Origin of the sequence: Achromobacter sp. EB05, from assembly GCF_044232075.1 — a bacterium.
GTDB classification, from domain to species: domain Bacteria; phylum Pseudomonadota; class Gammaproteobacteria; order Burkholderiales; family Burkholderiaceae_B; genus Achromobacter; species Achromobacter dolens.
In genome coordinates this window covers 15,950-41,961 of record NZ_CP155917.1, presented here as the reverse complement: position 1 = coordinate 41,961, position 26,012 = coordinate 15,950, and the positions used below count along the sequence as shown (strand labels likewise).

The window sequence follows — 26,012 nt, the reverse complement described above, 5'->3', positions numbered from 1 at the left end:
GTCAGGCCCCCGACGGATTGAAGACCGCGCCATAGCGGCGCTCGATCAGCCGGTTGGCCGACAACAGCACCACCACGGTCGCCACCAGCAGCACCACCGCCAGCGCCGCGCCCAGCGGCCAGTTGAGTGTGTTCAGGAACTCGTCGTAGGCGGCGGTGGCCACGTTCTTCAGGCGCCGGCCGCCAATAATGGCGGGCGTGGCGAAGGAACTGGCGGCCATCGCGAACACCATGATCGACCCCGACAGGATGCCCGGCATGACCTGCGGCACGATCACGCGCCGGATCACGGTGAACTGGCTGGCGCCCAGCGACAGCGCGGCGGCCTCGGTCGACGGATTGATCCGCTGCAACGACGCCCACACCGCGATCACCATGAACGGCACCAGCACATGCGTGAGCGCGATGCCCACGCCCAGGTTGCTGTACATCAGGTCGATCGGCGTGGCGATCAGGCCGATGCCCATGAGCGCCTTGTTGATGAGTCCGGTGGACCCGAACAGCAGCGCCCAGCCCAGCGTGCGCACCACCACCGAGATCAGCAGCGGCCCCAGCACCACCATCAGGAACAGGCCCTTCCACGGATTGGCCATGCGCGACAGCACGTAGGCCTCGGCCGTGCCCAGCACCAGGCAGGCCAGCGTCACCAGCGCCGCCACGCCGAAGGTGCGGGCGTAGATCTCGTAGTAATAGCCGTCGCTGAAAATCTCGATGTAGTTCTTCCAGGTGAAGGTGACCTGCATGCCGCCGTAGAACTGGAAGTCGAAGAAGCTGATCAGCAGCACCAGCGCCATCGGCACCACCAGGAAGGTGGCGTACACCGCCAGCGCCGGCGCGCTCAGCAGCCAGGGGTTGGCGCGCGCGCTCATTTTGCCGGCTCCTGGCCGGCCACCGCGCACATGTCCTGTGCGCGCCAGCGCAGGTGCACGGTCGCGCCTTCGGCAGGCACCGGCACGCCATCGTTCTGGCGGATCACCATGACTTCGCCCACCGAGGTCTCGACCTGGCACAGCCAGTGGTTGCCCTGGAACACGCGCGTCTTCATGCGGCCGGGCAGGGCACAGGCGCCGGCCTCGGCGAACAGGATCTTCTCGGGCCGCACGATCACCGCGCCCTGCGGCACAGGCTGCCCGTCCATGGCGATGTGGGCCTCGCCGATGCGCGCCCGCACCTCGCCGTCATAAGACTGCGGCGTGGGCGTGAACACATTGGCCTTGCCCAGGAAGCCGCCGACGAAGCGGTTCGACGGCCCTTCATACGCGGCGAACGGCTCGGCCACCTGCTCGACCCGGCCCTGGTTCATCACCACGATGCGGTCGGACAGCGCCAGCGCTTCGGACTGGTCGTGCGTCACCAGGATGGTGGTGGTGCCGACGGTGCGCTGGATGCTGCGCAGCTCCAACTGCATTTCCTCGCGCAGCTTGGCGTCCAGGTTCGACAGCGGCTCGTCCAGCAGCAGCACGCTGGGGCGGATCACCAGCGCCCGCGCCAGCGCCACGCGCTGCTGCTGGCCGCCCGACATGCGCGCCGGATGACGGTCCGCCAGATGCGACAGGCCCACCAGCTTGAGCGCCTCGGCCACCCGCGCCTGCCGCTCGTCCTTGCCGACCCGCTGCATCTCCAGGCCGAACGACACGTTCTCGGCCGCGGTCATGTGCGGGAACAGCGCGTAGTTCTGGAACACCATGCCCAGCCCGCGCTTGTTCGCGGGCGTGCGGCTGACGTCCTTGCCGTCCAGCACGATGCTGCCGCCGCTGGGCTCGACGAACCCGGCGATCATCTGCAGCGTGGTGGTCTTGCCGCAGCCGGACGGCCCCAGCAGCGAGATGAACTCGCCGCGTTCGACCGACAGACTCAGGTCCTCGACCGCCGTCAGGTCGCCGTAGCGCTTGGACAGGCGGTTCAATACGAGATAACTCATGGATGCTCCCGCTGGCGGCGCGCCCGCGCCGCCGTTGCGTCCTGGTGTACGAAACGTCAACGCTCGATTTCACGCGTCCAGCGCTTGTTCCAGTCGTCCCGGTTCTGGTTGACCGTGTCCCAGTCGATCACGATCAGGTCGGCGGCGCGCTTGCCGATCGGCAGCGGCACGCGCGGATCGTCGGCCACCTTGGCCTGCTTGTTGACCGGGCCATAGCCGTAGGCGCTGGCCAACTGCTCCTGCACCTTCGGGCTCACCAGGTAATTGACGAAGGCCTGCGCCAGCGGATTGGCGTTGGCCTTGGCCACCGGGCACACCGACGACAGCAGCGCGTAGGCGCCTTCCTGCGGATAGACGAAGCCCACCGGGAAGCCGGTGTCGGCGAAGGCCTTGACGCGGCCACTGCCCCACACGGCGATGGTGGCCTGGCCACTGGAGAACAGCTCGGTCATCTTGCCCGGCGACGGTTCGTACACCAGCACGTTGGGGCCGACCTCGTCCTTGAAGGTCTTGAAGCCGGCGTCGATCTTCTTCTCGCCGCCGCCGCCCTCGCGGGCATACTCGACCAGCGCGTGCAGGCCGTAGGTGTTGTTCAGCGGCGGCACCACCAATTGCTTTTTGTACTTGGGATCCTTCAGGTCCTTCCACGAGGTGGGCGCGGCCCACTTGCGCTCGTCGAAGACCTTCTTGTTGTACATGATGCCGGTGGCGACGATGCCGATGGCAACCGCCTTGTCGTCCTTGTAGCGCGCGGTGCCGTAGATGTCGTCGGCCGGCAGGCCCTGGATCGGCGCGCAGAAGCCCAGCGCGATGGCCTGGTACATGGGACCGTCGTCGATGATGGCGACGTCGATCTGCTGGTTGCTCTTCTGCGCCTGCAGGCGCGCCACCGTATTGGTGGAGTTGCCGGCCACGTAATCCAGCTCGACGCCGTGCTGCTTGGCGAAGGGCGGGAAGATGTCCTTGCGCATGATGTCTTCGAACGAGCCGCCGTAGCCGGCCACCACCAACTTCTGCTGCGCCTGCGCCGTGGCGCATACACCGACGGCCACTGTGGCCGCCGCCAGGACTGCGAGTACCTTGCCCATGAAAACCCCCGTTTATTGGAAGAGAACTGCAAGAACTGCCGGTGCTGCCTGAATCCGGGGATGGACTCGCCGCAGAAAAAAATGCGGACCCGCTTGCCCCGCGACCTCATGTCCGCCGTACAATTTGTCCGTACATGAATGTCCGGACAAATAATGGATCCGCGAGGCGGGCCCTGTCAATGGGTTATTGTCCGTACAAACCCCGATAGAACGAGAAAAGGAGCCACCCCATGACCCGATCCTCCGAACGCGCGCCCGACCCGGCCGCCGCGCGCGAGGCCCGCGGCCAGGCCACGGGGCCGGACGACGAGGCTGGCGGTCCGCGCTACAAGAGCATCTACCAGCAGTTGGCGCGCGACATCGGCAGCGGCCGCTACCCGGTCATGACGCTGCTGCCGACCGAACACGAACTGTGCGAACAATTCGGCGCCAGCCGCCACACCATCCGCGAGGCCATCCGCATGCTGACGGTGGCCGGCATGGTGTCGCGGCGACCCGGCGTCGGCACGCGCGTCGAGACCGCCCACGCCAGCACCCGCTTCACCCAACGCATCTCGCAGTTTCCCGACCTGCTGCAGTACGCGCGCAACGCCGCGCTGCTGGTGCAGGACGTGCGCACCATCAAGCTCACCAAGCGGCTGGCCGAGAGCCTGGGCGCCGAGGCCGGCCAGCCGTGGCTGCACATCAACTCCATCAAGACGCTGGGCGACCAGGACACGCCGGTGGCGTGCACGCTGATCTATGCCGACCCGGCGCATTCCGATCTGCGCGCCGACATCCAGCCGCGCATTTCGCTGCTGCGGCTGATCGAAGATCATTTCGGCAACCGCATCCACGAGGTCAACCAGGAATTCTCGGCCACGCCCATCGCGGCGGGGATCGCCAGACAGCTCCAGGTCGAACCGCAGACGGCGGGCTTTGTCATCACCCGCCGCTACTACGGCAGCGGCGGGGTGCTGCTGCTGGCCACGATCACCACTTTTCCGCATGACAAGATGAAGTACTCGATGTCGCTCAACGTGGCGTAGCGGGGGCTTCGTAGCCATAGGCCGCGCGCGCCGCTTCCGGGCTGATCTTGCCGTCGGCCAGGTCGCGCTCGATGCGGTTGCGGGCCCGCTCGGCCGCGGGGCCGTAGCCGCCCGCGCCCGGGGTCTCGATGCGCACGCTCTCGCCCGGCGCCAGCGTGATGTTGGCGGTCTTGGAGAACAGCTCCTCTTGGGCGGGCGTGCCGAAATTGCGCACCAGCCGCGCTCGGCGGCCGTCGGCGCCGCCATCGACACCGGCGGCCACGCCCACCGTGTGGCTGTCCGAGCGCGCCGAGAAAACGATGCCGGGTCCGACCGCGCGGATCTGCTTGGCGATACCCATGCCGCCGCGGGTGCGGCCGGCGCCCCCGGAATCGGGGATCATGGCGTACTCGTCCATCAGCAGCGGATACTCGTTTTCCAGCGCTTCCACCGGCAGGTTGGAGGTATTGGTCATGTGCACGTGCACCGCGTCCATGCCATCGCTGTCGTAGCGCGCGCCGGCCCCGCCGCCCAGCGTCTCCAGGTAGACGAAGTGCCCGGCGCGCTCGCGCCAGCGGCCCGAGAACACGATGGCCGGGCAGCAGTCGTTGCTGGACGCCATGGTCTTTTCCGCCGGCAGCAGGCCGCGGAACGCACCGAAGATGGCGCCCGCGACCTTCTGCGCGGTGATCGAGCGCGCGCCCACCGCCGCCGGATGCTCGGGATTGGTGATGGTGCCGACCGGGGCGGACACGCTGATCGGATCGAACAGGCCGGCGTTGGGCGCCAGGTCCGGATCCAACAGCGCCTTGACCGCGTAATACACGCAGGCCCGCAGCGCGTTGAACGGCAGGTTCATGGCGCCGCGCGCCTGCTTGCCGGAACCCTCGAAATCGAAATGCAGGCGGTCGCGGCTGACCGTCAGCGTCACCTGGATCGGCACCGGATCGCCGCCCATGCCGTCATCGTCCAGGTCGCTGCGGAAGGTGTAGCTGCCCTGCGCCAGCTCGCCGATGCGGTTGAGCAGGCGGCGGCGCGTGTAGGTGATGACGTCATCGACCGAGCGCAGCACCGCCGCCAGCCCCATCTGCCGGATCAGGCCCTGCACCGCGGCCGCGCCACGGCGGTTGGTGGCCATCTGCACGCGCAGGTCCAGCACCCGTTCCTCGGGGTCGCGGGTGTTGGCGCAGATCAGGCGCAGCAAATCCTCGTCCACCTCGCCGGCGCGCGCGATACGGCAGGCGGGAATGCGGATGCCTTCCTCGAAGATCGACTTCAGGCCGCCGGCGATCGAGCCGGGCACCGCGCCGCCCACATCGGAATGGTGGGCGATGTTGGCGGCGAAAAAGCGCAGCGTGCCTTCCCAGAACACCGGCGTGACGATGTTGATGTCGGGCAGGTGGCTGCCATCGGCCAGGTAGGGGTCGTTGCAGATGAACACGTCGCCGTCGCGAATCTGATCGAGCGGGAAGGCGCGCAGTATCGCGCCCATGGCGCCGTCCAGCGAGCCCAGGTGCAGCGGGATCTGCGTGCCCTGCGCCACCAGCCGGCCGGCGGCGTCGAACAGCGCCACCGAGCAGTCCTTGCGTTCCTTGATGTTGGTCGAGAACGAGGCCCGCACCAGCGTGTTGTTCATGTCTTCGGTGATCGACAGCAGGCGGTTGCAGAACACCTCCATGCCGACCGGATCGGCCAGGGCCACGCCGGTGTCTTGATTGGCTTCATGGGCTTCACGCATGCGAGCCTCCTTGCAAATGGATGATCAGGTTGCCGTAGGCGTCGACCTCGACGTCCTGGCCGGCGCCGACCACGGTGGTCGAACTCATTTCCTCCAGCAGCGCCGGGCCGCGGAAGCGCGCCCCGGTGGGCACGCGGTCGCGGTCATAGACCGGCGTGTCCAGCCAGCCGTGGCACTCGCCGAAATAGGCGCGGCGTTCGCCGATGCGGGCGCCGTCCAGCGTGCCATCGACCTGGCGCGGCGCCAGCGGCGCCTTCACCACCTGGCCCACCGCCTGCATGCGGCAGTTGATGATCTGCACCTTGCGGTCGTCGACGGTGTAGCCGTACTCGCGCTCGTGCGCCTCGGCGAAGCGGCGCGCGAACTCGGCGTAGCCGCCGGCGCCGGTGTCGTCCAGCGCCACCTGCACCTCGAAGTTCTGGCCCTCGTAGCGCGCGTCGATGGCGCTGCGGTACAGGCGCAGCGCCGGTTCCACGCGTTCCTCCTCCAGCCAGCGCTCGGCCTGATCGCGCAGCCCGTCGAAGATCGTCGATACGCCGTCCCAGCTTTCCGCGCTGGCCAGCGCGATCTCGCTGCGCACGAAGTCGAACGAGATGTCGCTGAGCAGGATGCCGCGCGCGCACATGGTGCCCGGCTCCTGCGGCACGATCACCGTGGGGATGCCGCATTCCTCGGCCACCTCGACCGCGTGCAGCGGGCCCGCGCCGCCATAGGCATACAGGGCGAATTGCGACAGGTCGTGGCCGCGCTCGGTCGACACGGCGCGGATGGCGCGGCTCATGTTGGCCGCCGCGATGCGCAGGATGCCTTCGGCCGCGGCCTCGCGCGTCAGGCCCAGCGGCCGCGCCACGCGTTCGTCGATCACCTGGCGCGCGGCCTCGGCGTGCACCGGCATGCGGCCGTTCAGCAGCGCCACCGGATTCAGGCGCTGCAAGGCGATCTCGGCATCGGTGATGGTCGGCTCGGTGCCGCCGCGGCCGTAGCCCACCGGCCCCGGCACCGCGCCGGCGCTGTGCGGCCCGACCTTCAGCGCGCCCGCGTCGTCGAGCCAGGCGATGCTGCCGCCGCCCGCGCCGATCACGTGGATGTCCACCATCGGCGTCTTCACCGGATAGCCCGCCACCTGGCGGTGCGAGGTGAACAACGGTCGGCCATCGCAGATCAGCGACACGTCGGTGCTGGTGCCGCCGACGTCGAACGTCACCAGGTTCAGGCTGCCGATGGCGCGACCCACCGCGGCCGCGCCCACCACGCCGGCGGCCGGCCCCGACAGGCAGGTGCGCACCGGATACTGGCGCACCGTGGCGATCGACATCAGGCCGCCGTTGGAATGGATGGTGTGCGGCTCGTGGCCGATATCCAGCTCGCGCACGCGCTGCAGGAAGCGTTCCAGGTAACGCGCCATCTTCGGCCCCACCGCCGCGTTCAGCACCGTGGTCGACAGGCGTTCGTATTCGCGGAACTCCGGCAGCACGTCCGACGACAGGCTGATATACGCATCGGGCATTTCCTCGGCCACGATGCGCGCGGCCTGTTGCTCGTGCGCCGGGTTGCGGTAGGCATGCAGGAAGCAGATGGTCACGGCATCGATGCCGGCGGCGGCAAAGCGCTGCGCCGCCGCCCGCACCGCGTCCCCATCCAGCGGCGTCAGCACCTCGCCTTGCGCATTGACGCGTTCATTAACCTCGGCGCGGAACTCGCGCGGCACCGCCACCGGCGGCTTGCCGACGCTGTAGTCGTACAGGTGCGGCCGCGTCTGCCGGCCGATCTCCAGCACGTCGCGAAACCCCTGCGTGGTGATCAGGCCGACGCGCGCGCCCTTGCGCTCGATGATGAGGTTGGTCGCCACCGTGGTGCCATGGCCCACATGCGACACCTGCGACGGCGCCACGCCATGGTCCTTGAGCATCTGCGCGATGCCGGTGGCGATGGCTTCCGATGGGTCCGACGGCGTCGACGGCACCTTGTGAAAATGCACGATGCCTTGATCTTCGTCGATCATCGTGAAGTCGGTAAACGTGCCTCCGACGTCTATCCCTATGCGATACATGCTTGTGCTTCCCTGAATGAAAAGAAGGGCGCGGCGGCGCTCAGTCCAGCTTGATGCCGGCCTGCTTGACCACGCCGCACCATTTGTCGATTTCGCTCTTGATCATGGCGCCGAAGGCCGGCCCGGCCACGTCCGAGACCTGCGCGCCCTGTTGTTCCAGATAGGTCTTCATGGCGGGCGCGTGCAGCGTCTGCGCCAGCGCATCGGTCAGCTTGACGCGCAACGGCTCGGGCAGCTTGGCCGGGGCCAGCATGCCGAACCACACCATCGCTTCGTAACCGGGATAGCCGGACTCGGCCACCGTCGGCACGTCGGGCAGCATCGGCGAGCGTTGCGGCGACGTCACCGCCAGCGCCTTGATCTTGCCGTCCTTGATATACGGATAGGACGTCATCACCACGTCCATCATCATGTTGATCTGGCCGCCCACCAGGTCGATCAACGCCGGGCCCGAACCGCGGTACGGCACGTGCACCATCGACACGCCGGCCGTGCTCTTGAACAGCTCGGCGGCCAGGTGGTTGGAGGTGCCCTGGCCGTTGGAGGCGAACGAGTATTTCTCGGGCTCCTTCTTGAGCAGCGCCACGAACTCCCGCAGATTGTTGGCCGGCACCGACTGGTTCACCGACATGACGTTGGGAATGGTGGCGACGACGGTCAGCGGCGTGAAATCCTTGAGCGCGTCGTACGGCAGCTTCGAATACACGCAGGGCGCGCTGCCGTGCGTGCTGACCGAACCCATCAGGATGGTGTAGCCATCGGCCGGCTGGCGCGCCACGTACTCGGTGCCGACGGTGCCGCCCGCGCCGGGCCGGTTCTCGACAATGACATTGGCCGACAGGCGCTGGCCCAGGCCCTCCGCGATCTTGCGCGCGATCAGGTCGGTGGACCCGCCCGCCGCGAACGGCACCACGATGCGGATCACCTTGTCGGGCCACTCGGCGCGGGCCGGTAGCGCGGCGGCGGCCAGCGCGGCCGACCCGAATGCAAGACAGCAACTGCGAATGAACGCTGCGTTCATGACTTCCCCTTGTTGATAGAACTTCCTTGCGGCCCGATCATGGACGCCGGGCCTGAGAGGCATTGCCTCGGGTTCACTGCAACAACGGGAACATCCTAGGCCTGGCCGGCGCGCGCCAGCAGTCCTTGCGGTTTATATTGATATAGATGCCATTTATAGGTGGGCGGCGGTGAAGCATCCGGACCTGAATCTGCTTGTGCATTTCGACGCGTTGATGACCTGCCGCAATGTGTCGCGCGCGGCCGAGCAACTCGGCATCAGCCAACCCGCCATGAGCGCCGCGATGAACCGTCTGCGGCAACTGTTCGGCGATCCGCTGCTGGTGCGCGAAGGGGGCGCGTGGCAGCCGACGCAACGCGCGCATGAACTGCACCAGGGCTTTCTGCCGCTATTGGAAGGTTGGCGCCGCGCCACCCGCACGCGCGAGGTGTTCGACCCGGCGCACTCGGCCCGCAGCCTGTCGTTCTACGCCACCGATTACGTGCAGTACACGCTGCTGCCCAAGCTGATCCCGCGCCTGGCGGTGGACGCGCCGCACTTCCAATTGCTGATCGTGCCGGCCCGGCCGCAACACGGCCTGAGCATGCTGGACACCAACCATGTGGAGCTGATCGCCGGCTACTTTCCGGACCCGGCGCCGGACCTGCGCACGCGCTTCCTGTACCAGGAGCCGGCGGTGTGCATCGTGCGCGAAGGCCATCCCTGTCTGCGCAAGCGCTGGAACCTGGACGCCTACCTGAGCTACGGCCACCTGGACCTGGCGGCCCACACGCGCTACTTCAGCAAGGCCATCGACCGCATCCTGATGGGACAGAACCGCAGCCGCCGCATCGTGGCGACGCTGTCGAGCTACATGGTGTGCCCGTTCATCGTCGAGGCCTCGGACCTCATCGCCACGATGCCGGTGAGCATCGCCAAGGCCATGTCGGGCAGCGCGCGCATCGTCACGCTCAAGGCGCCGCTGAGCCTGCCGGCGATCACCGTGTCGCTGTACTGGCACGAGCGCTACCAGGATGACCCGGCGCATGCATGGCTGCGGCAGTACCTGGCGGGCGTGCTGGGGTAGCGGCGGCGCGAAGCCAAGCCCGTGCCGCGCGCGACGGCCACGTCAACGCGGGCCATCGCGCGGCTTGCGGCGCTTACTTCAACGGCATGCAGATGCGCGTCTGCAATTGCGCGGGCGGCGTGGTGCGCGGATCATTCAGGTACTGCTCGAACATGGGGAAGTCCGCCGGCACCATGCCGCTGGCGGGCAGCCATTCCGAGAACATCCAGTTGTAGGGCTTGTCCATCTCGTTGTACGGGCCGGTGTAGGTCAGCATCGCACAACGGGTGGCGGGGATCTCGAAGCGTTCCAGTTCGTCGCCCAGCTCGGCGTCGGGCGCGACCGATACGCCTGCCATCGAACGCAACTGGGCCGGCGGCACCTGCTCGGGGTCGTCGAAGTAGATGCCGAAGCCGATGGCCTCGGGACGCGCCAGGCCGCGGCTGGCGGCGAGCATGAAGGCGCGGGAAAATACCGGGCCGATTTCCTGGTAGCTGCCGCGGTGCGGCAGGGCGGCCAGCACGGCGCCGGGGAAGGTCTCGATGGTGATGGGGTACATGCCTGGCTCCTTGGGGTTGAAGGGTCGGGAGCGGGTCGCGCGGTAGCGCCCCGGCGGGATGCCGAAGGTCGCGCCGAACGCGCGGTTGAAGGCGGCGTCCGACTCGTAGCCGGCGCGCTGCGCAACGTCACGCAAGGAATCCCCGGTACTGCCCAATGAAACGGCCGCGCGGTGCATGCGGATGCGCTGCACGGTGGCGTTCACGGTTTCGCCCATCACGGCGCGGTAGACGCGGTGGAAGTGATAGGGCGAGAGGCAAGCCAGATCGGCCAACTGATACAGGTCGGGGTCGGCGTCGGGGTGGCTGGCCAGCCAGCGCAGGACGGGGTCCAGGCGGTGGGCGTAGGTGGCGCGGGTTTGGGGTTTCAAGTGCGTGGCTCCTTGGGGAGCAAATGTAGGCGGCCTTGGTTTGCAGATTTTGCGGTTTTTTTGTTGAACCGTTTTTTGCTGGCGGGGAACGGGGTTCTTTAGACGCCCGGGGCGCCGTGGCATGGCGGTGCGGGGCTACGATTGCGGTCCGGAGCGTTCGCTCCGGACTGCCCCATACTCAACCTCGTCCGCCTTCGGCTCCCTTCGGTTTCCGTCGGGCGCATCTACACGCCCCGCACCGCCATGCCACGACGCCCCGGGCTGCGATTGATTTCACTTCGCGGATGCTGGGGACGAAATCGAGTTTTCCACAGGCCTTGGGATTTTGGCGCAAAGCGCAAGCTGTGGACAACTGCTTGGCGGTGTTTTCAGTAGCCGCGAACGGGGTCGTAGATGTTGGGCAAGGTCTCTCCGCGTTCGTTGGCGGTGATGAGCCAGGCGGTGTGGCGGGCGCGTTCCTGGCGGTCGGGGATGGCGGCGCAATGCGGGGTGATGATGATGTTGGGGTGGGTCCAGAGGGGGGACTCGGGCGGCAGGGGTTCGGGGTCGAAGACGTCCAGCAAGGCCTGGTGCAGGTGGCCGCCGTCCAGGGCGTCGAGGAGGTCCTGCGTGACCATGTGGCTACCGCGGCCGGCGTTGATGAGGCTGGCGCCGCGCGGCAGGTGGGCGAAGGTGTCGCGGTTGAGGATGCCGCGGGTGGCTTCGGTGGCGGGCAGCAGACAGACCAGCAGGTCGGTGCGGGACAGGAATTCGGGGAACTGGTCGGGACCGGCGTAGGAGGGCAGGCCGTCGGGCAAGGTGGTCGCGCCGCGCGACCAGCCGCTGACGGGGAAACCGACCTTGGCCAGCAGGCGGGCGGCGGCGATGCCGAGGTGGCCCAGGCCCATGATGCCGACGCGCATATCGGCGGCCACGCGCAGCGAGTCGTACAGTTCCCAGTGGCGACGGGCCTGCTGGTCGATGGCGCGCTTGAGGTCGCGGGTCAGCATCAGGGCGCTGGTCAGCACGAACTCGGCCATCTCGGTTTCGGTGCGCGGGGTGACCATGCGGGCGATGCGCAGGTGGCGCGGCCAGGCGGGGTCGGAGACGATGTGGTCGACGCCGGCGCCGGCGCTGATGATGAGCTTGAGGTTGGGGAAGGTAGCCAGGCGGCCAGGGTCGGGGGCCCAGACCAGGGCGTAGTCGATCGAGGCGGGGTCGACGTCGTCGAACCAACTGACGATCTCCAGATCGGGCGCGTGGCGCTTGAACTGCTCGCGCCATTCTTCCATGGCCGAGTGGCCGCCAGACCTGATGATGAGCCGCATGCCTCGCTCCTGCGTGAAGGGCGCGCGCGCCCTGGGTGTGATCGGTGCCTTGCCGTCCGCGACGCGCGCAGCGTCGCGGACGAAGGCGTGCCTGTCCTCAGCGTTCGACCGTGCGGTTCCAGCGCGCGTTGAAGGCGGGACGGGTGGCGTTGATCTGGTCCCAGTCCAGGATCTTGGCGTTGGCCATGTAGCCCTGGAAGCGCTTGAGCGCCTCTTCGGTGCCGGCCGGCGGTTGAACGTTCTTATTGGACGGGAAATGGCCGCCCATTTCCAGTGCCTTGGCCTGCGCCTGCGGCGACAGCAGGTACAGCGCCAGCTTCTGCGCCAGTTCCGGCTCGCTGTTCTTGGCGATGACGCACTCGGCCACCATCAGGATCACCGAGCCTTCCTTGGGCTGGGCGTATTCCACCGGGATGTCGCGCTTCTTCAGGCGGGCGATGGCGGTGGGCGTGAGCGGGAAGATGGCGGCTTCGTTGGACTGGATCATCTCGGCCAGCTTGGCCGAGTTGGGGATGTATTCCAGCACGTTGGGGCCGATGGTGGACGGCCACTGCTTGAAGCCGGGCTCGGTGTTCTGGTCATTGCCGCCCTGGATGCGGTTGAACATCAGGAAGCCGTGCAGGCCGAAGGTGCTGCCCGAGGCCGACTGGAACACCACCTTGCCCTTGAACTTGGGATCGGCCAGGTCCATCCACGAGGTCGGCGCGGCCCAGCCTTTCTCCTTGAACAGGCGGGTGTTGTAGCCCAGGCCGGTCATGCCGATGTCGATGCCCGCGGCCATGCGGTCCTTCATGACGGCGGTGGGGTACAGGTCCTTGAGCACCGGATCGTCGTTGAGCGGCTCGCACAGGCCCATGGAGATGGCGCGCGCCATGATGCCGTCGTCCAGGAACATGACGTGCATCTGCGGCTTGTCCTTGAACGCCTGGGCCTTGGCCAGCACGTCGGTGGACGTGCCGGGCACCACCACGATCTTGACGTTGTTGGCCTTCTCGAAATCCGGGAACACGTACTGCGTGAAGGCGCGCTCCATGTCGCCGCCGTTCATGCCGACGTACAGCGTCTTCTGCTGCGCCATGGCGCCCGCCGACAGCGCGGCCAGCGCCAGGCCCAGCAGCCACTTCCCCTTGGACGGGCGGCGAACGCCCTGTTTGTTGTGCTTCATGGTGACTCCAGCGTTTGCTCACGAACAGGCCCCAACCGAGCCACGGGGCCGTGAGCGGCCCCCGTGTATCGTCCGATGCCGAAGGCGTCGATGGGAATGGAAGACCGGCCGTTAACGACCAGTTCGGAAAGCACTTCGCCCACGGCGGGGCCGATCTGGAAGCCCGCGCCGGACAGGCCGAAGGCATGGAACAGGCCCGGCACGGTGGCGCTGGGGCCCAGCACCGGGTTGTGGTCGGGCATGTTGCCCTCCACCCCGGTCCAGAAGCGGATGACCTGCGCCCCGCGCAACGGCGGCAGCAGGCGCGCGGCGTTGGCCATCAGCGGGCCCAGCGCCTCGCGGCCGGGACGGGCGTAATCGGGGCCGGCGGACACGGCGCGGCCGCCGCCGATGACACAGTTGCCGCGCGCCACCTGGCGCGCATAGATGCCGCCACCCTGCATGCCGAGGCTGACGTCCATGAACAGCGGCAGCGGCTCGGTCACCATCATCAGCGGATGGATCGCGGTCTCGGGCACGGCTTCGCCGAAGTCCTGTGCGAAGCGTCCGGCCCACGCTCCGGCGCAATTGAGCAGGAAGCGCGAACGCACCTCCAGCGCGTCGCCGACGCGCAGGATGAAGCGGTCGCCGTCATGGACCGCTTCGGTGACGCGGGTCGATTCGCGCACGTCTGCGCCCAGCGCGCGGGCGGCGCGGCCAAAGGCGGGCGACACGAGCCGCGGGTTGGCGTGGCCGTCCTCGGGACAGAACGAGCCGCCCACCACGTGCGCGCCCAGCCAGCCGAAACGCCGCGCCAGCGCCGCGCGGTCCAGCATTTCCAGATTCATGCCGAAGCCGCGGGTCTGCGCGCGGTAGGCGTGCAGGGCGTCCAGGTCCGCATCCGAGCACGCCAGCTTCAAGTGGCCCGAGCGTACGTATTCGCCGTCGATGCCGATCAGTTGCGGCAACTGGCCCCAAAGCTCGTGCGCGCGGCGCGCCAGCGGCATCTGCTCCAGGCCACGGCCCTGGCGGCGCACGCCGCCGTAGTTGACGCCGCTGGCGCGGGCGCCGCACAGCGCGGCCTCCAGCAGCACCACCGGCACGCCCAGCCGGCGCAGGAACAGCGCGGCGCTGCCGCCGACGATGCCGCCGCCGAGAATGGCGACTTCGGTGTCGATGCGTTCGGTCATGGCGCGGCCTTCTCCGTGCGGTCGAGACAGACGATATCCACAGGGATCGGCTTGACCGGCGGCTGGCCACGCAGGCGGCCGACGCCGTCCGGCCCGGCGCCGCAGGCCTGCGCCAGCACTTCGGCCGCGCCGGCGCCGCACATGCGGCCCTGGCAGCGTCCCATGCCGACACGCGTCAGCGCCTTCAGGCGGTTCAGTTCGCGCGCGCCGGTGCCGTGGACCGCCGCGCGCAACGTGCCGGCGGTGACTTCCTCGCAGCGGCACACCACGGTGTCGTCGGCGATGTCGGCGGCCCAATCCTCGGGAAACGGAAAGGCACGTTCGAGCGCGTCGCGCACGCGGCCGTTGGCGGCCAGGCGGGCTTCGAGTTCGCGCGCCCGCTGCGCCGGCTGCGCACGGCCCGCATCCTCCAGCAAGGCGAGCGCGGCGCGCTCGCCGGCCAGCTCGGCCGCGTCGGCGCCGCCGATGCCGGCGCCGTCGCCGGCCACGTACACGCCGGCCACGCTGCTGCGTCCGGCCGCGTCCAGGCGCGGCGTCCAGGCACGGTCACGCGCGTTGAAAATGAACTGGCAGCCCGCCAGGCTGGCCAGTTGCGTTTCGGAGCGCAGCGACAGGCCGTAGCCCAAGGCATCGCAATCGACGCGCCGCTGCCGCGATCCCTGGCGGTAGACCAGCCCGGTGACGCGCGTCTCGCCCTCGGCCCGCACCGGCCGCACGCCGCTGGCCATCGGCACGCCATGCGCGCGCAGCCAGGCCATGTAGTACAGCCCCTTGGCCAGCAGGCCCGGCGCGCGCAACATGGCGGGCAAGGCCGCCAGGCGGTCGGCGAAGCGCGAGGTATCCAGCACCGCGACAACACGGGCGCCGGCCTTGGCGTACTGATAGGCGACCAGATAGAGCAGGGGGCCGGTGCCCAGGAACGCGACGCGCTCGCCGATGGCGCAGCCCTGGTGCTTCAACGCCACCTGCGAACCGCCCAGGGTGTACACGCCCGGCGTCAGCCAGCCCGGGAACGGCAGCACGCGGTCGGTGGCGCCGGTGGCCAGGATCAAATGGGTGTAGGGCACGGGCGCGCTCTTGCCGTCGCGCAGCACATCGAGCGTCTTGCCTTCGGCGTTCCACACCAGGCTGCCGGGCCGGTAGTCCAGTTGCGGCGCCAGCTCGTCCATCTTGCGGTGCAGCGCATCGGCCTTGCGGTGCTCGAAGCCGTACAACGCCGCCTTGGATCGCGCGAAGCCCGGCGGCGGCTGGCGGTAGATCTGGCCGCCGGCGCGCGGCGCCTCGTCCAGCACCACCGGCCGCAGGCCCTGGGCCGCCAGCGTCTGCGCGGCGCGGATGCCGGCGGGGCCGGCGCCCACGATCACGGGCAGGATCAGGTTCATGATGCCTCGCCCTCCGCCGCCAACGTGCCCGGCATGTATTCCGCACGCGGCGGCGCGCTGCGCAGGCGCATGCCCGCTTCGATGTAGGTGGAACAGGCGCGCAGCCGCGTGCCGTCCTCGCGCTGCATCCAGCAGTCCTGGCAGGCGCCCATCATGCAGAAGCCGGCGCGCGGCCCGCCGCCGAATTCCGAGACGCGCAGGCGCTCGGCCTGCGTCAGCACCGCCGTCAGCACGGTATCGCCGGCCAGCGCGCTGCAGGGTTTGCCGTCCAGCGTGAAGGCGACGGCGGGCCGGGCCGTTTCGGCCAGGCGTTTCAGTATTGCCATGATGGCGGGGTCTCCCGTTGCGTACCCGGCGTGATCGTCATTTCTGTCCCACCAGCACGCGGTCCAGGCCGTAGACACGGTCCAGCAGCAGCATGGTCACCGCGGTCAGGCCGATCACCAGCGCCGACACGGCCGCCATCATCGGGTCGATCGACTCGGTGGCGTACATGTACATGCGCACCGGCAGCGTGATGGTCGAGGGCGCGGTGATGAACACCGACATGGTCAGTTCGTCGAAACTGTTGATGAAGGCCAGCAGCCAGCCGCCCGACACGCCCGGAATGATGAGCGGCAGCGTCACCTGGAAGAACACGGTGGCGCGGCTCGCGCCCAGCGACAGCGCGGCGTGCTCGACCGAGCGGTCAAAGCCCACCAGCGCGCCGATCACCAGCCGCATCACATACGGCGTGATCACCACCACGTGGCTGAACACCAGCCAGCCGAAGCTGCCGGTGGTGCCCAGCAGCGCGAAAAAGCGCAGCAGCGCCACGCCCAGCACCAGGTGCGGGATCATCAGCGGCGACAGGAACAGGCCGTTGAGCGCATCGCGTCCCGGAAAGCGGTAACGCGTAATGGCGATGGCCGCCGGCACCGCCAGGCACACGGCGATGCTGGCCGACAGGAACGCCAGCCACAGGCTGTTCTTGAACGCCTGCATGAAGTTGGGATGCTCGAACACCGCGTGGAACCAGCGCAGCGAAAACTGCGTGGTCGGCACCGTCAGCGTCGACTCGGGCGTGAACGCCACCAGGCACACGATGGCCAGCGGCGCCAGCACGAACAGCACCACCAGGGCATTGAAGAGGAGAGCGAAGGGACCGTTTTTCTGCATGATCGCTGTCCTCGCTCAACCCAGGCTGCGCCGGTAGGAACGTTCCACCACGCGGTTGTACGCCATCATGATGACGACGTTGACCACCAGCAGCACGATGGCGATGGCCGCGCCCAGCGGCCAGTTCAATTCGGTCAGGAATTCGTCGTAGACCACCGTGGCCACCATCTTCAGGCGGCGTCCGCCCAGCAGCGCGGGAATCGCGAACGAACTGGCCGACAGCCCGAACACGATCAGGCTGCCCGACAGGATGCCCGGCATGGCCTGCGGCAGCACGATGCGCAGCAGCGTCTGCAAGCGCGAGGCGTTGAGCGACAGCGCCGCGTGCTCCACGGTCGGGTCCAGCTTCTGCAGCGAGGTCCACACCGGGATCACCATGAACGGCAGCATCACGTGCACCAGGCCGATGATGACGGCGGTAGGCGTGTACAGCAACGGCCCCAGGCCCAGCGCCGCGGCCGCGCGGCCGATGGCCCCGCCCGGCCCCAGCAGCATGCTCCAGCCGAAGGCGCGCACCACCAGCGAGATCAAGAGCGGCGACAGCACCACCAGCAGGAAGATCGAGCGCCACGGCTTGCCCATGCGCGACAGGATGTAGGCCTCGGGCGCGCCGATCAGCACGCAGATCAGCGTGGTCACGCCCGCGATCCAGAACGTGCGCCAGAAGATCTCCAGGAAATAGCCGTCGGTCACCACCGCCAGGTAGTGTTCGAAGGTGTGCCCGGGCAGGATGCCCGCGCTGTAGTCGAACGGACGGAACGACAGCACCAGCGTCAACGCCAGCGGCGTCAGCACCAGCGTCAGGAACACGATCGCCAGCGGAATCGAACCGAGGATGGCCAGCAGCCCGTCGGTGCGCGGCTTGGGCGCGCTGGCGGCGCCGGGTTGGGTCAGCGTCGCCATGTCAGGCCTCTTCGGCAACGGCCGCGATGGGGAGCACGCGCAGCACCCCCTCGGCCCAGTCCAGGCCGATCTGTTCGCCATCGTCGTGCGGCGGGCGGCCGTCGTTGGGCGTCAGCACCGTCAGCGCCCCCACCGGCGAATCCAGCCCGTACATCCACTGGCTGCCCAGGAAGTAGCGGGTGCTGACCACACAGGACAGCTTGCCCTGGCCCGCCGGCACCGGCACCAGCTTCTCCGGCCGCAGCGACAACTGCACACTGTCGCCATGGCGCAGCCCCGCGCCGTCGACCAGCACGCGCAGCGCGCCGGTCTCCACCTCGGCCTGCGCGCCGCAGCGCGTCACGCGGCCCGGCAGCAGGTTGGTCTTGCCGACGAAACGCGAGATGAACTCGCTCTGCGGATGCTCGTACATGCGGTAGGGCGCATCCACCTGCGTGGCGCGGCCGTCCTGCATCACCACCACGCGGTCGCTGATCGACAGCGCCTCCGCCTGGTCGTGCGTCACCATCACGGTGGTGGTGCCGATCTGCTTCTGGATGCTGCGCAGCTCGAACTGCATGTCCTCGCGCAGCTTGGCGTCCAGGTTCGACAACGGCTCGTCCAGCAGCAGCACCGGCGGCCGGATCACCAGCGCGCGCGCCAGCGCCACCCGCTGCCGCTGCCCGCCCGACAGCTCGCGCGGAAAGCGGTCGGCGTGCTTGTCCAGCTTCACCAGCGCCAGCGCCTCGCGCACCCGCGCCTGGCGCTCGGCGCGCTCGACCTTGCGCATCTTCAGCCCGAACGCCACGTTGTCCGCCACCGTCAGGTGCGGAAACAGCGCATAGCTCTGGAACACGATGCCCAGCCCGCGCGTGTTCGGCTTGGCATGGGTGATGTCGCGGCCATCGAGCGTGATGCTGCCGCGCGTCACGTCGGCAAAGCCCGCGATCATCTGCAGCGTGGTGGTCTTGCCGCAGCCCGACGGCCCCAGCAAGGACACGAATTCCCCTTTCTCGACCGCCAGGCTCAGGTCCGAGACCACCCGCAGGTCGCCGTAATTCTTGGAGACGTTGTCCAGCCGCAGAAATGACATATTCCAACCCCCTGCCCGGTAAGGCGCGGTGCGCGGGACCCGCCCGCGATGCAATCGATGCAGGGCAGTCTAGGAGGGGCCGAAAAGGCCGGTCAATTAGGGTTTTCCGAACAATCGAATTTTTTACTTATTATTTCCGTATAACTGAATTTTCTGATAAAAATACAGTCGTATATTTTGATTATCGGAATTGAACAATGAAGAAATCAGAAGCCGCCGACGACGCCGGCGCCCAGGGCGTCCTGCAACGCGCCTTCGCCGTGCTGCGTGTCCTGTCCGACGCCAAGGGCGAAAAATTGCGCCTGACCGACATCGCCGCCCGCACCGGCCAGGCCCAGGCCACCGTGCACCGCGTGCTGCAGGGCCTGGTGCAGGAAGGCATGGTCGAACAGCCCGCGCAGAGCAAGGGCTACCAGCTCAGCGTCGCCTTCTTCTCCCTGGCCGCCGCCGCCGGCAACCACCAATCGACCCTGCGTTCGATCTACCGCCCCGTCATGCTGCGCCTGAGCGGCATGCTCAACGACACCATCTTCCTGCTGGTGCGCAGCGGCTTCGACGCCGTCTGCCTGGACCGCATCGACGGCGCCTTCCCGGTCCGCTCGCACACCGGCGACATCGGCGGCCGCGTCCCGCTTGGCCTGGGCCAGGCCGGCCTGCTGCTGCTGGCCAACCTGCCCGAAGCCGAACGCGAGGAAGTCCTGCGCTTCAACATTCCGCGCCTGCACCACCTGGGCTTCGTCGACGAAATCTCGATGCGCGCCGGCATCAAGGAATGCCAGGAACTCCAATACGCCCGCAGCAAGGGCCAGGGCATCTTCCCCAACATCGCCGGCCTCGCCGTCCCCGTGCACGACCCCAACGGCGTCACCGTCGCCGCCCTCAGCATCGCCGCCCCCGTCGAACGCATCAGCGACGAACGCCTGCCCCTCATCGTCGAAATCCTGCGCCGCGAAGCCGCCGGCATCAGCGCCCAACTCAACCCCTTCGACCCGGCGCTAAGACGCCCCAGCCAATTCCTTGGAACCGGCAACCGCGACTGAAACGGCCAGCCAAACCGCCCCCTCTCCCCCCAAGGCCGGGCCAACCCAGCCCCGCATCAACGCCGCGCAGCGCACATCGCGCCACCACAAGACACCGCGTAAGTCATGGCCGGCTGCCCGCGCAGCCGGCCATGACGGGCAACACACACTCTTCATGCCCCCTCCGCTCCAACAACGCCTCAACTCTCGACACCCGCAGGCCGGCGCGGCGAGGGGCGGGCGGGGCGCGCCGTGTAGATGCGCCCGAGGGAATCCGTAGGCAGCCGCCTCAGGCGGCAACGAGGATGACGATGGGGCAGTCCGGAGCGAACGCTCCGGACCGCAATCGTAGGCGCGCCCAGCCCGCCCCTCGCCGCGCCGGCCGACCTACGAAGAAAGACTCGCGAGCAAAAACAAAAAGCCGGCAAGCCGCAACAGCGACCCACCGGCTTCCACCCAATCAGCGCAACCCTCAAACGGGATAAGTCCCCGGCAGCAGAATGCTCCGATCCCCGACTTCGATATTGCGCCGCCCGCAAAGCGCCATCGTCGTATCCATTTCCTTGTACAGGATCTCCAGCACGCGCTTGACGCCCGCCTGCCCATATGCGCCCAGGCCGTAAAGGAACGCCCGCCCGATCATCGCCCCGCGCGCGCCCAGCGCCACCGCCTTGAGGATGTCCTGCCCCGAGCGCACGCCCCCATCCATCCACACTTCGATCTTCGACCCCACCGCATCCGCGATCGACGGCAGCGCCGCGATCGACGACATCGCGCCATCGAGCTGGCGCCCGCCGTGGTTGCTGACGATCAGCGCATCCGCGCCGCTGTTGGCCGCCAACTGCGCATCCTCGACATCCAGGATGCCCTTGATGATCAGCTTGCCGCCCCAACGCTGCTTGATCCATTCCACATCGTCCCAGCTCAACCGCGGATCGAACTGCTCGGCCGTCCACGACGACAGCGACGACAGGTCGCTCACGCCCTTGGCGTGGCCGACGATGTTGCCGAAAGTGCGGCGCTTGGTCCCCAGCATGCCCAGGCACCAGCGCGGCTTGGTCGCCAGGTTGATCAGGTTGCGGATCGTCGGCTTGGGCGGCGTCGACAGCCCGTTCTTGATGTCCTTGTGGCGCTGGCCCAGGATCTGCAGGTCCAGCGTCAGCACCAGCGCCGAGCAGCCCGCCGCCTTGGCCCGGTCGATCAGGTTGCCGACGAACTCGCGGTCGCGCATCACGTAGAGCTGGAACCAGAACGGCTTGCCGGTGGCCGCCGCCACGTCTTCCAGCGAGCAGATGCTCATGGTCGACAGCGTGAACGGCACGCCGAAATCGGCCGCCGCCTTGGCCGCCAGGATCTCGCCATCGGCATGCTGCATGCCGGTCAGGCCCGTCGGCGAAATCGCCAGCGGCATCACCGCGTCCTGGCCCACCAGCGTGGTGCGCAGCGAACGGCCTTCCATGTTCACCGCCACGCGCTGGCGCAGCTTGATCTTCTGGAAATCGCTTTCGTTGGCGCGGTAGGTGCCTTCCGTCCAGGCGCCCGAATCGGCGTAGTCGTAGAACATGCGCGGCACGCGCTTGCGCGCAATCGCACGCAGGTCTTCGATGCAGGTGATCGTGGAGAGGTCAGCGGTCATGGTTATTTTTCTGGGGAAAGTGGGACGCGATCCCGCGGCGGCCAGCCCCGCGCGAACCCGCATGCGTCGTCCAGACACCCGCCGTTCACGCCGGGCGGCAAGGCCCGCGGCGCCGCCCAGTATACGCGCCGGGGCCGGCAAGCGCCCCTTGCCGGCCCCGGTTCCCCCCTTCATCGCGACCGCTTTGCGCCGCTGCCGACGCGGCCGCCGTCCCTGCCGCTAGCGCGGCCAGACCTTGCTCACCGCCCGGATCGTGGCCCATGCCACCCAGCGCGGGCTGGTCAGGCGCGCCCCCGGCAGGCGCCGCAGCACGTCCACCGCCAGGCCGCCGCGCCGGTGCCATTCCTTCTTGCGGGTCTGGCTGTCGGTCCAGCGGCCTTCGAGCCACGGAAATTCGCGCCGCCCCGGCTTGTAGACCGGCGGCGTGTTGTAGATCAGGATGTACGCCAGCCGCGGCTGCGGCGAGGTATTGGCGCCCGTGAAATGCAGCGTGCGCGCATCGTGCACGGTGCAGCCGCCGGGTTGCAGCGGCTCGGCCACCGCCTGCTCGCGCGGAAAATCGGCGCAGCATTCAAGCGGGTGCAGCGTCTTGTCGCCGCCGGGCGAGCGGTGCTCCAGCACCTCGCCTTTGTTCGAGCCCGGGATGAACTGCATGCAGCCGTTCTCCAGCGTGGCCGGCTGCAGCGCCAGCCAGATGCTCAGTTCGTTGTAGACGAAATCGGGCGAGCGGAACGCCTCGTCCTGGTGCCACGGCGTCTCGGGGCCGACCAGCGCCGGCTTGAGCAACGCGTGCTCGCCGTACAGCGCGGCGTCCTCGCCCAGCAACTGGCGCGCCAGCTCCAGCGTGCGCTCGTGATAGGTGGTCTTCAGCAGGCCCGGGGCATAATGGCGCGGATCGTGCAAACTGGGAAACTTGGCCGGCTTGGACGGGTCGTCGCGGCTGATGAAGTCGTATTGCGCCCCCTCGTTGTAGCCCGTCTTGTTCGCGAACAGTTCCAGCAGCGTGCGCCGGATATAGCCCACTTCGTCCTGCGGGCACATATCTTGCAGAGCCAGGTATCCCTGGTCCCTGTAGCGCGCTGTTTCTGCTTCCGACAACAAACTGGTCTCTTCCATAATGGCTTCTCCAAGCTTTGCTTGCGGGCGTTCCCGTTGGCACGTTTTGACATGTGCTCTAACGTATCGCTTCGATGCCCGAGGGGCCTATCGACCATCCGCTGTAGCCGGAACCGCCTAGGTCACCCGCGCGCCGCGGCGCATCATCCGAAGGAAAACCAATGCAAGACACCCATATCGAGACCGTCCACGTCACCGTCAGCGGTACCGTGCAGGGCGTGGGCTACCGCCATGCGGCGGTGCGGCGCGCGCACCTGCTGGGCGCCCGCGGCTGGGTGCAGAACATGCTGGACGGCACGGTCGAAGCCCTGGTGCAGGGCACGCCCGACCAGGTCGATCACATGCTGGAATGGCTGCGGCGCGGCCCGCCCGGCGCCGAGGTCGTCGAAATGGTCACGCGACGGGAGTACACCGATAAGCGTTATGCCCATTTCGAACAGCTGTAGGGCGCGCGCCGCGGCCTGCGACGCTCATCCGAAAGCGGGTAGGAGACGCGGCGCGAAGAAGGATGAGCTCAGCGGTTGCGCAGCCAACGTCCGCCGACCTGGTTGATGATCAGGCCGGCGAGCACGCAGCCCGCGCCCAGCCATTGCAGCGGCTGCAGCCGCTCGCCGAAGGCGGCCGACGCCGCCCACAGGCCCACCACCGGCACCAGCAGCGAGAAGGGCGCGATCTTGGCGGCCGGATGACGCGTCAGGAGCTGCGTCCACAGCGTATACGCCAACAGCGTGGCCAGCACCGCCAGGTACAGCACCGACAGCGCCTCGCCCCAGCCGATCCCCAGGATCATGCCCGCCACCGCGTCCCAGCCGTCGGCCAGCACCGCCAGTCCCACGAACGGCAGCACCGGCGCGGCGCTGCTCCAGGCAATGAAGGCAAACGGGTCGTAGCCGGGCGCCGTGCGGCTGGCCAGCCGCACGATGATGTTCGACACCGCCCACATCGAGGCGCCGCCCAGCGTCAGCACGAATCCCAGCATGGGCATCTGGCCCGGCCCCTCGCCACGGCCGGCGGCAATCACCGCCAACCCCAGCGCCGCCACGCCCAGCCCAATCCAGTGATGCGGCCGCGCGCGCTCGCGCAGCACCGGCGCGGCCAGCAGCAGCGTGAAGAAGGCTTGGGTCTGGATCACCAGCGAGGCCATGCCCGCCGGCATGCCGAATTTCAGGGCCGTGAACAGCAGGCCGAACTGGCCCAGCCCCTGCACCAGCCCGTAGGCGGCGATCCACTGCCACGGCAGGCGCGGCGGACGCACGAACAGCACCAGGGGGAAGGCCGCCAGGGCGAATCGCAGGGCGCCCAGCATCATGGGGGAGAGGCCCTTGAGGCCGATCTTCATGATGACGAAGTTCAGGCCCCAGATCACCACCACCGTCAGGGCGCAGAGATAGTCTTTCTTGGAAAGTGGGGTAGCGGCGGACATCGCCCATTATCGCATTGCCCGCCCCCGAAAAACGCCGATTCAGCGGCTTGCCAGCACCTTTTTGAAGGCCTCGATGGCGCGGTCGATATCCTCGTCGTCGATATGGCGATGCGTCACGCAGCGCAGCCGCGTGCGGCCCCACGGACGGGTCAACAGGCCCGCGGCCTCCAGCGCGGTGACCCAGTGCGCATTGGTCATGCCGGTATCGGCGGTCTCGACCTGCACGATGTTGGTCTGCGGCACCGTCGCCGCCAAGGACGGGTCGAGCCGGTTCAGGCCATCGCTCAGGCGACGCGCGCGCGCGTGGTCCTCGACCAGGCGGTCGCCCATGGTCTGCACGCCTTCCAGCCCGGCCGCGGCCATGATGCCGGCCTGGCGCTGGGTGCCGCCAAGCATGCGGCGCAGCATGCGGGCGCGCGCCATCACCGGCCGCGCGCCGGTCAGCACCGCGCCCACCGGCGCGCTCAGGCCCTTGGACAGGCACAGCGACACCGTGTCGGCATGGCGCGTGATCTCGGCCGGCGCCACGCCCAGCGCCACCGCGGCGTTGAACAGGCGCGCGCCATCCAGGTGCACCGGCACGCCGCAAGCCTGCGCCATGCCGTGAACCGCCTGCATGTGGTCCAGCGGCAGCACCGTGCCGCCGGCGTTGTTGTGCGAGGTCTCCATCGCCACCAGCGCGGTCTTGAGCTTGTGGCCGCCGGACTGCAGCGCCTCTTCCAGGCGGTTCAGGTCCATGGCGCCATCGGTGCCCGGCACGCCCTGGTAGAACAGGCCGGTGAAGGTGGCGGCGCCGCGCTCGGACGTATACATGTGCGCGGCCGATTCCAGCACCACCTGCTCATTGCGCTGGGTCTGCGCCAGCACCGCCAGCAGGTTCGCCATGGTGCAACTGGGCACGAACAGCCCGGCTTCCTTGCCCAGGCGCGCGGCCACGTGGGCCTCCAGCGCGCGCACGCTGGGGTCGCCGTCGAGCCCGTCGTCACCGATCGGGGCGGTGCGCATGCGCTCGTACATGGCGGCGGTGGGGTGGGTCACCGTGTCGCTGCGCAGGTCGACGAGTGCGCTGGAGGAGTCGACGGAAATCCGCTGGGTCATAACGATCAGTGCTGCAAAATTTTGGAAAGAAACTGGCGCGTGCGCGGCGCGCGCGCCTCGACATCGTCGAAGAAGGCCGCTTTCGGGCAGTCCTCGACGATCTTGCCGCCGTCCATGAAGATCACCCGGTCGGCGACGCGGCGGGCGAATCCCATTTCATGGGTCACCACCATCATCGTCATGCCTTCGCCGGCCAGGTCGGTCATCACGTCCAGCACTTCGTTGACCATCTCCGGATCGAGCGCCGAGGTCGGCTCGTCGAACAGCATCACCACCGGATCCATCGACAGGGCGCGGGCGATCGCCACGCGTTGCTGCTGGCCGCCGGACAACTCGCCCGGATGCTTGTCCTTGTGCGCCGACAGGCCGACCCGCTCCAGCAGCGCCAGGGCGCGTGCGCGCGCCTCGTCCTTGCCGCGCTTGAGCACCTTGAGCTGGCCCAGGCACAGGTTCTCGGTCACCGTCAGGTGCGGGAACAGTTCGAAGTGCTGGAACACCATGCCGGCCACCGAACGCAGCTTGGGCAGGTTGGTGCGCGGATCGCCCACCTGGATGCCGTTGACCACGATCTCGCCCTTCTGGAAGGGTTCGAGCGCGTTGACGGTCTTGATCAAGGTCGATTTGCCCGAGCCTGACGGACCGCACACCACCACGACCTCGCCCCGGCCAACGGTGGTGGAGCAGTCATCCAGCACCTGGAAGTCGCCATACCACTTGCTGACCTGCTTGATCTCGATCATCGGGGGTTTCGAAGAGAGTTGCATCGT

General features: G+C 68.2%; 24 protein-coding genes. 4 read left to right on the top strand and 20 right to left on the bottom strand.

Annotation, left to right across the window (positions count from 1 at the left end):
• Window position 1 precedes the first annotated feature (1 nt).
• Genes AAID08_RS00190 through AAID08_RS00180 form a run of 3 tightly spaced genes read right to left on the bottom strand, consistent with a single transcriptional unit; the run spans window position 2 to window position 3,008 of the window.
• Window positions 2–868, bottom strand: a complete 867-nt coding sequence (locus tag AAID08_RS00190) for an ABC transporter permease (RefSeq protein ID WP_054504485.1) — start codon at window positions 866–868, stop codon at window positions 2–4.
• Entirely contained in the window at window positions 865–1,920 is a 1,056-nt protein-coding gene (locus AAID08_RS00185) for an ABC transporter ATP-binding protein (protein ID WP_020925745.1), read from the bottom strand. The genes AAID08_RS00190 and AAID08_RS00185 overlap by 4 nt, the downstream gene beginning before the upstream one ends.
• A gap of 56 nt (window positions 1,921–1,976) precedes the next feature.
• Entirely contained in the window at window positions 1,977–3,008 is a 1,032-nt protein-coding gene (locus AAID08_RS00180; protein ID WP_049070372.1) for an ABC transporter substrate-binding protein, read from the bottom strand.
• Window positions 3,009–3,238: 230 nt separating this feature from the next.
• On the opposite strand from AAID08_RS00180, the gene AAID08_RS00175 reads away from it, so the two are divergent.
• Window positions 3,239–4,036 (top strand): GntR family transcriptional regulator, encoded by a 798-nt coding sequence (locus AAID08_RS00175; protein WP_144656282.1) that lies wholly within the window; start codon window positions 3,239–3,241, stop codon window positions 4,034–4,036.
• Here the strand turns inward: AAID08_RS00175 and AAID08_RS00170 are convergent.
• The 3 genes from AAID08_RS00170 to AAID08_RS00160 are packed head-to-tail and all read right to left on the bottom strand — an operon-like array spanning window position 4,023 to window position 8,824.
• Window positions 4,023–5,753 carry a hydantoinase B/oxoprolinase family protein gene (locus tag AAID08_RS00170; protein WP_372413282.1) on the bottom strand — a complete coding sequence of 577 codons (1,731 nt, stop codon included), beginning with the start codon at window positions 5,751–5,753 and terminating at the stop codon, window positions 4,023–4,025. The genes AAID08_RS00175 and AAID08_RS00170 overlap by 14 nt on opposite strands.
• Window positions 5,746–7,803: a hydantoinase/oxoprolinase family protein gene (locus tag AAID08_RS00165; RefSeq protein ID WP_144656276.1), complete on the bottom strand. Its 2,058-nt coding sequence runs from the start codon at window positions 7,801–7,803 to the stop codon at window positions 5,746–5,748. Before AAID08_RS00165 ends, AAID08_RS00170 begins: the two co-directional genes overlap by 8 nt.
• Before the next feature lie 40 nt (window positions 7,804–7,843).
• On the bottom strand, window positions 7,844–8,824 hold the full coding sequence (locus AAID08_RS00160; RefSeq protein ID WP_395757223.1) for a Bug family tripartite tricarboxylate transporter substrate binding protein: 981 nt from the start codon (window positions 8,822–8,824) through the stop codon (window positions 7,844–7,846).
• 169 nt (window positions 8,825–8,993) lie between these two features.
• Between AAID08_RS00160 and AAID08_RS00155 the strand changes: the two genes are divergently transcribed.
• On the top strand, window positions 8,994–9,890 hold the full coding sequence (locus AAID08_RS00155; protein WP_006389505.1) for a LysR family transcriptional regulator: 897 nt from the start codon (window positions 8,994–8,996) through the stop codon (window positions 9,888–9,890).
• A gap of 73 nt (window positions 9,891–9,963) precedes the next feature.
• Here AAID08_RS00155 and AAID08_RS00150 read toward each other — a convergent pair whose 3' ends face one another.
• From AAID08_RS00150 to AAID08_RS00110, 9 genes are all read right to left on the bottom strand, one after another.
• On the bottom strand, window positions 9,964–10,797 hold the full coding sequence (locus AAID08_RS00150; protein ID WP_395757222.1) for a GyrI-like domain-containing protein: 834 nt from the start codon (window positions 10,795–10,797) through the stop codon (window positions 9,964–9,966).
• Between the two features lie 368 nt (window positions 10,798–11,165).
• Window positions 11,166–12,104, bottom strand: a complete 939-nt coding sequence (locus tag AAID08_RS00145) for a glyoxylate/hydroxypyruvate reductase A (protein ID WP_343719844.1) — start codon at window positions 12,102–12,104, stop codon at window positions 11,166–11,168.
• Between the two features lie 97 nt (window positions 12,105–12,201).
• The gene (locus AAID08_RS00140; protein ID WP_054485421.1) at window positions 12,202–13,269 is read right to left on the bottom strand and encodes an ABC transporter substrate-binding protein; all 1,068 of its coding nucleotides are present in this window, start codon (window positions 13,267–13,269) and stop codon (window positions 12,202–12,204) included.
• Window positions 13,266–14,438 (bottom strand): NAD(P)/FAD-dependent oxidoreductase, encoded by a 1,173-nt coding sequence (locus AAID08_RS00135; RefSeq protein WP_395757221.1) that lies wholly within the window; start codon window positions 14,436–14,438, stop codon window positions 13,266–13,268. Before AAID08_RS00135 ends, AAID08_RS00140 begins: the two co-directional genes overlap by 4 nt.
• Window positions 14,435–15,820 carry an NAD(P)/FAD-dependent oxidoreductase gene (locus tag AAID08_RS00130; RefSeq protein ID WP_064527380.1) on the bottom strand — a complete coding sequence of 462 codons (1,386 nt, stop codon included), beginning with the start codon at window positions 15,818–15,820 and terminating at the stop codon, window positions 14,435–14,437. Before AAID08_RS00130 ends, AAID08_RS00135 begins: the two co-directional genes overlap by 4 nt.
• Window positions 15,817–16,146: a (2Fe-2S)-binding protein gene (locus AAID08_RS00125; protein ID WP_054418833.1), complete on the bottom strand. Its 330-nt coding sequence runs from the start codon at window positions 16,144–16,146 to the stop codon at window positions 15,817–15,819. The genes AAID08_RS00130 and AAID08_RS00125 overlap by 4 nt, the downstream gene beginning before the upstream one ends.
• Before the next feature lie 37 nt (window positions 16,147–16,183).
• Window positions 16,184–16,978, bottom strand: coding sequence for an ABC transporter permease (locus tag AAID08_RS00120; RefSeq protein WP_054418835.1), 795 nt, complete (start codon window positions 16,976–16,978; stop codon window positions 16,184–16,186).
• Window positions 16,979–16,993: 15 nt separating this feature from the next.
• Window positions 16,994–17,881: an ABC transporter permease gene (locus tag AAID08_RS00115; RefSeq protein ID WP_049070352.1), complete on the bottom strand. Its 888-nt coding sequence runs from the start codon at window positions 17,879–17,881 to the stop codon at window positions 16,994–16,996.
• A 1-nt stretch (window position 17,882) separates the two neighbouring features.
• Window positions 17,883–18,953 carry an ABC transporter ATP-binding protein gene (locus AAID08_RS00110; protein WP_054504476.1) on the bottom strand — a complete coding sequence of 357 codons (1,071 nt, stop codon included), beginning with the start codon at window positions 18,951–18,953 and terminating at the stop codon, window positions 17,883–17,885.
• Window positions 18,954–19,150: 197 nt separating this feature from the next.
• Between AAID08_RS00110 and AAID08_RS00105 the strand changes: the two genes are divergently transcribed.
• The gene (locus AAID08_RS00105) at window positions 19,151–19,993 is read left to right on the top strand and encodes an IclR family transcriptional regulator (RefSeq protein WP_054504475.1); all 843 of its coding nucleotides are present in this window, start codon (window positions 19,151–19,153) and stop codon (window positions 19,991–19,993) included.
• 451 nt (window positions 19,994–20,444) lie between these two features.
• Here AAID08_RS00105 and AAID08_RS00100 read toward each other — a convergent pair whose 3' ends face one another.
• Together AAID08_RS00100 and AAID08_RS00095 are read right to left on the bottom strand one after the other, a co-directional pair.
• On the bottom strand, window positions 20,445–21,608 hold the full coding sequence (locus AAID08_RS00100; protein ID WP_054418839.1) for an alpha-hydroxy acid oxidase: 1,164 nt from the start codon (window positions 21,606–21,608) through the stop codon (window positions 20,445–20,447).
• 219 nt (window positions 21,609–21,827) lie between these two features.
• Window positions 21,828–22,724, bottom strand: coding sequence for a phytanoyl-CoA dioxygenase family protein (locus tag AAID08_RS00095; RefSeq protein ID WP_054504474.1), 897 nt, complete (start codon window positions 22,722–22,724; stop codon window positions 21,828–21,830).
• Window positions 22,725–22,885: 161 nt separating this feature from the next.
• Here AAID08_RS00095 and AAID08_RS00090 point away from each other — a divergent pair, with 161 nt between their 5' ends.
• Entirely contained in the window at window positions 22,886–23,170 is a 285-nt protein-coding gene (locus AAID08_RS00090) for an acylphosphatase (protein ID WP_054504473.1), read from the top strand.
• Between the two features lie 68 nt (window positions 23,171–23,238).
• Here AAID08_RS00090 and AAID08_RS00085 read toward each other — a convergent pair whose 3' ends face one another.
• From AAID08_RS00085 to AAID08_RS00075, 3 genes are read right to left on the bottom strand one after another with little or no spacing between them, the layout of a single operon-like run.
• Entirely contained in the window at window positions 23,239–24,147 is a 909-nt protein-coding gene (locus tag AAID08_RS00085; protein ID WP_054504472.1) for an EamA family transporter, read from the bottom strand.
• Window positions 24,148–24,186: 39 nt separating this feature from the next.
• Window positions 24,187–25,245, bottom strand: coding sequence for a low specificity L-threonine aldolase (locus tag AAID08_RS00080; RefSeq protein WP_116791265.1), 1,059 nt, complete (start codon window positions 25,243–25,245; stop codon window positions 24,187–24,189).
• A gap of 5 nt (window positions 25,246–25,250) precedes the next feature.
• Window positions 25,251–25,985 carry an amino acid ABC transporter ATP-binding protein gene (locus AAID08_RS00075; protein WP_047992361.1) on the bottom strand — a complete coding sequence of 245 codons (735 nt, stop codon included), beginning with the start codon at window positions 25,983–25,985 and terminating at the stop codon, window positions 25,251–25,253.
• Window positions 25,986–26,012: the final 27 nt, after the last annotated feature.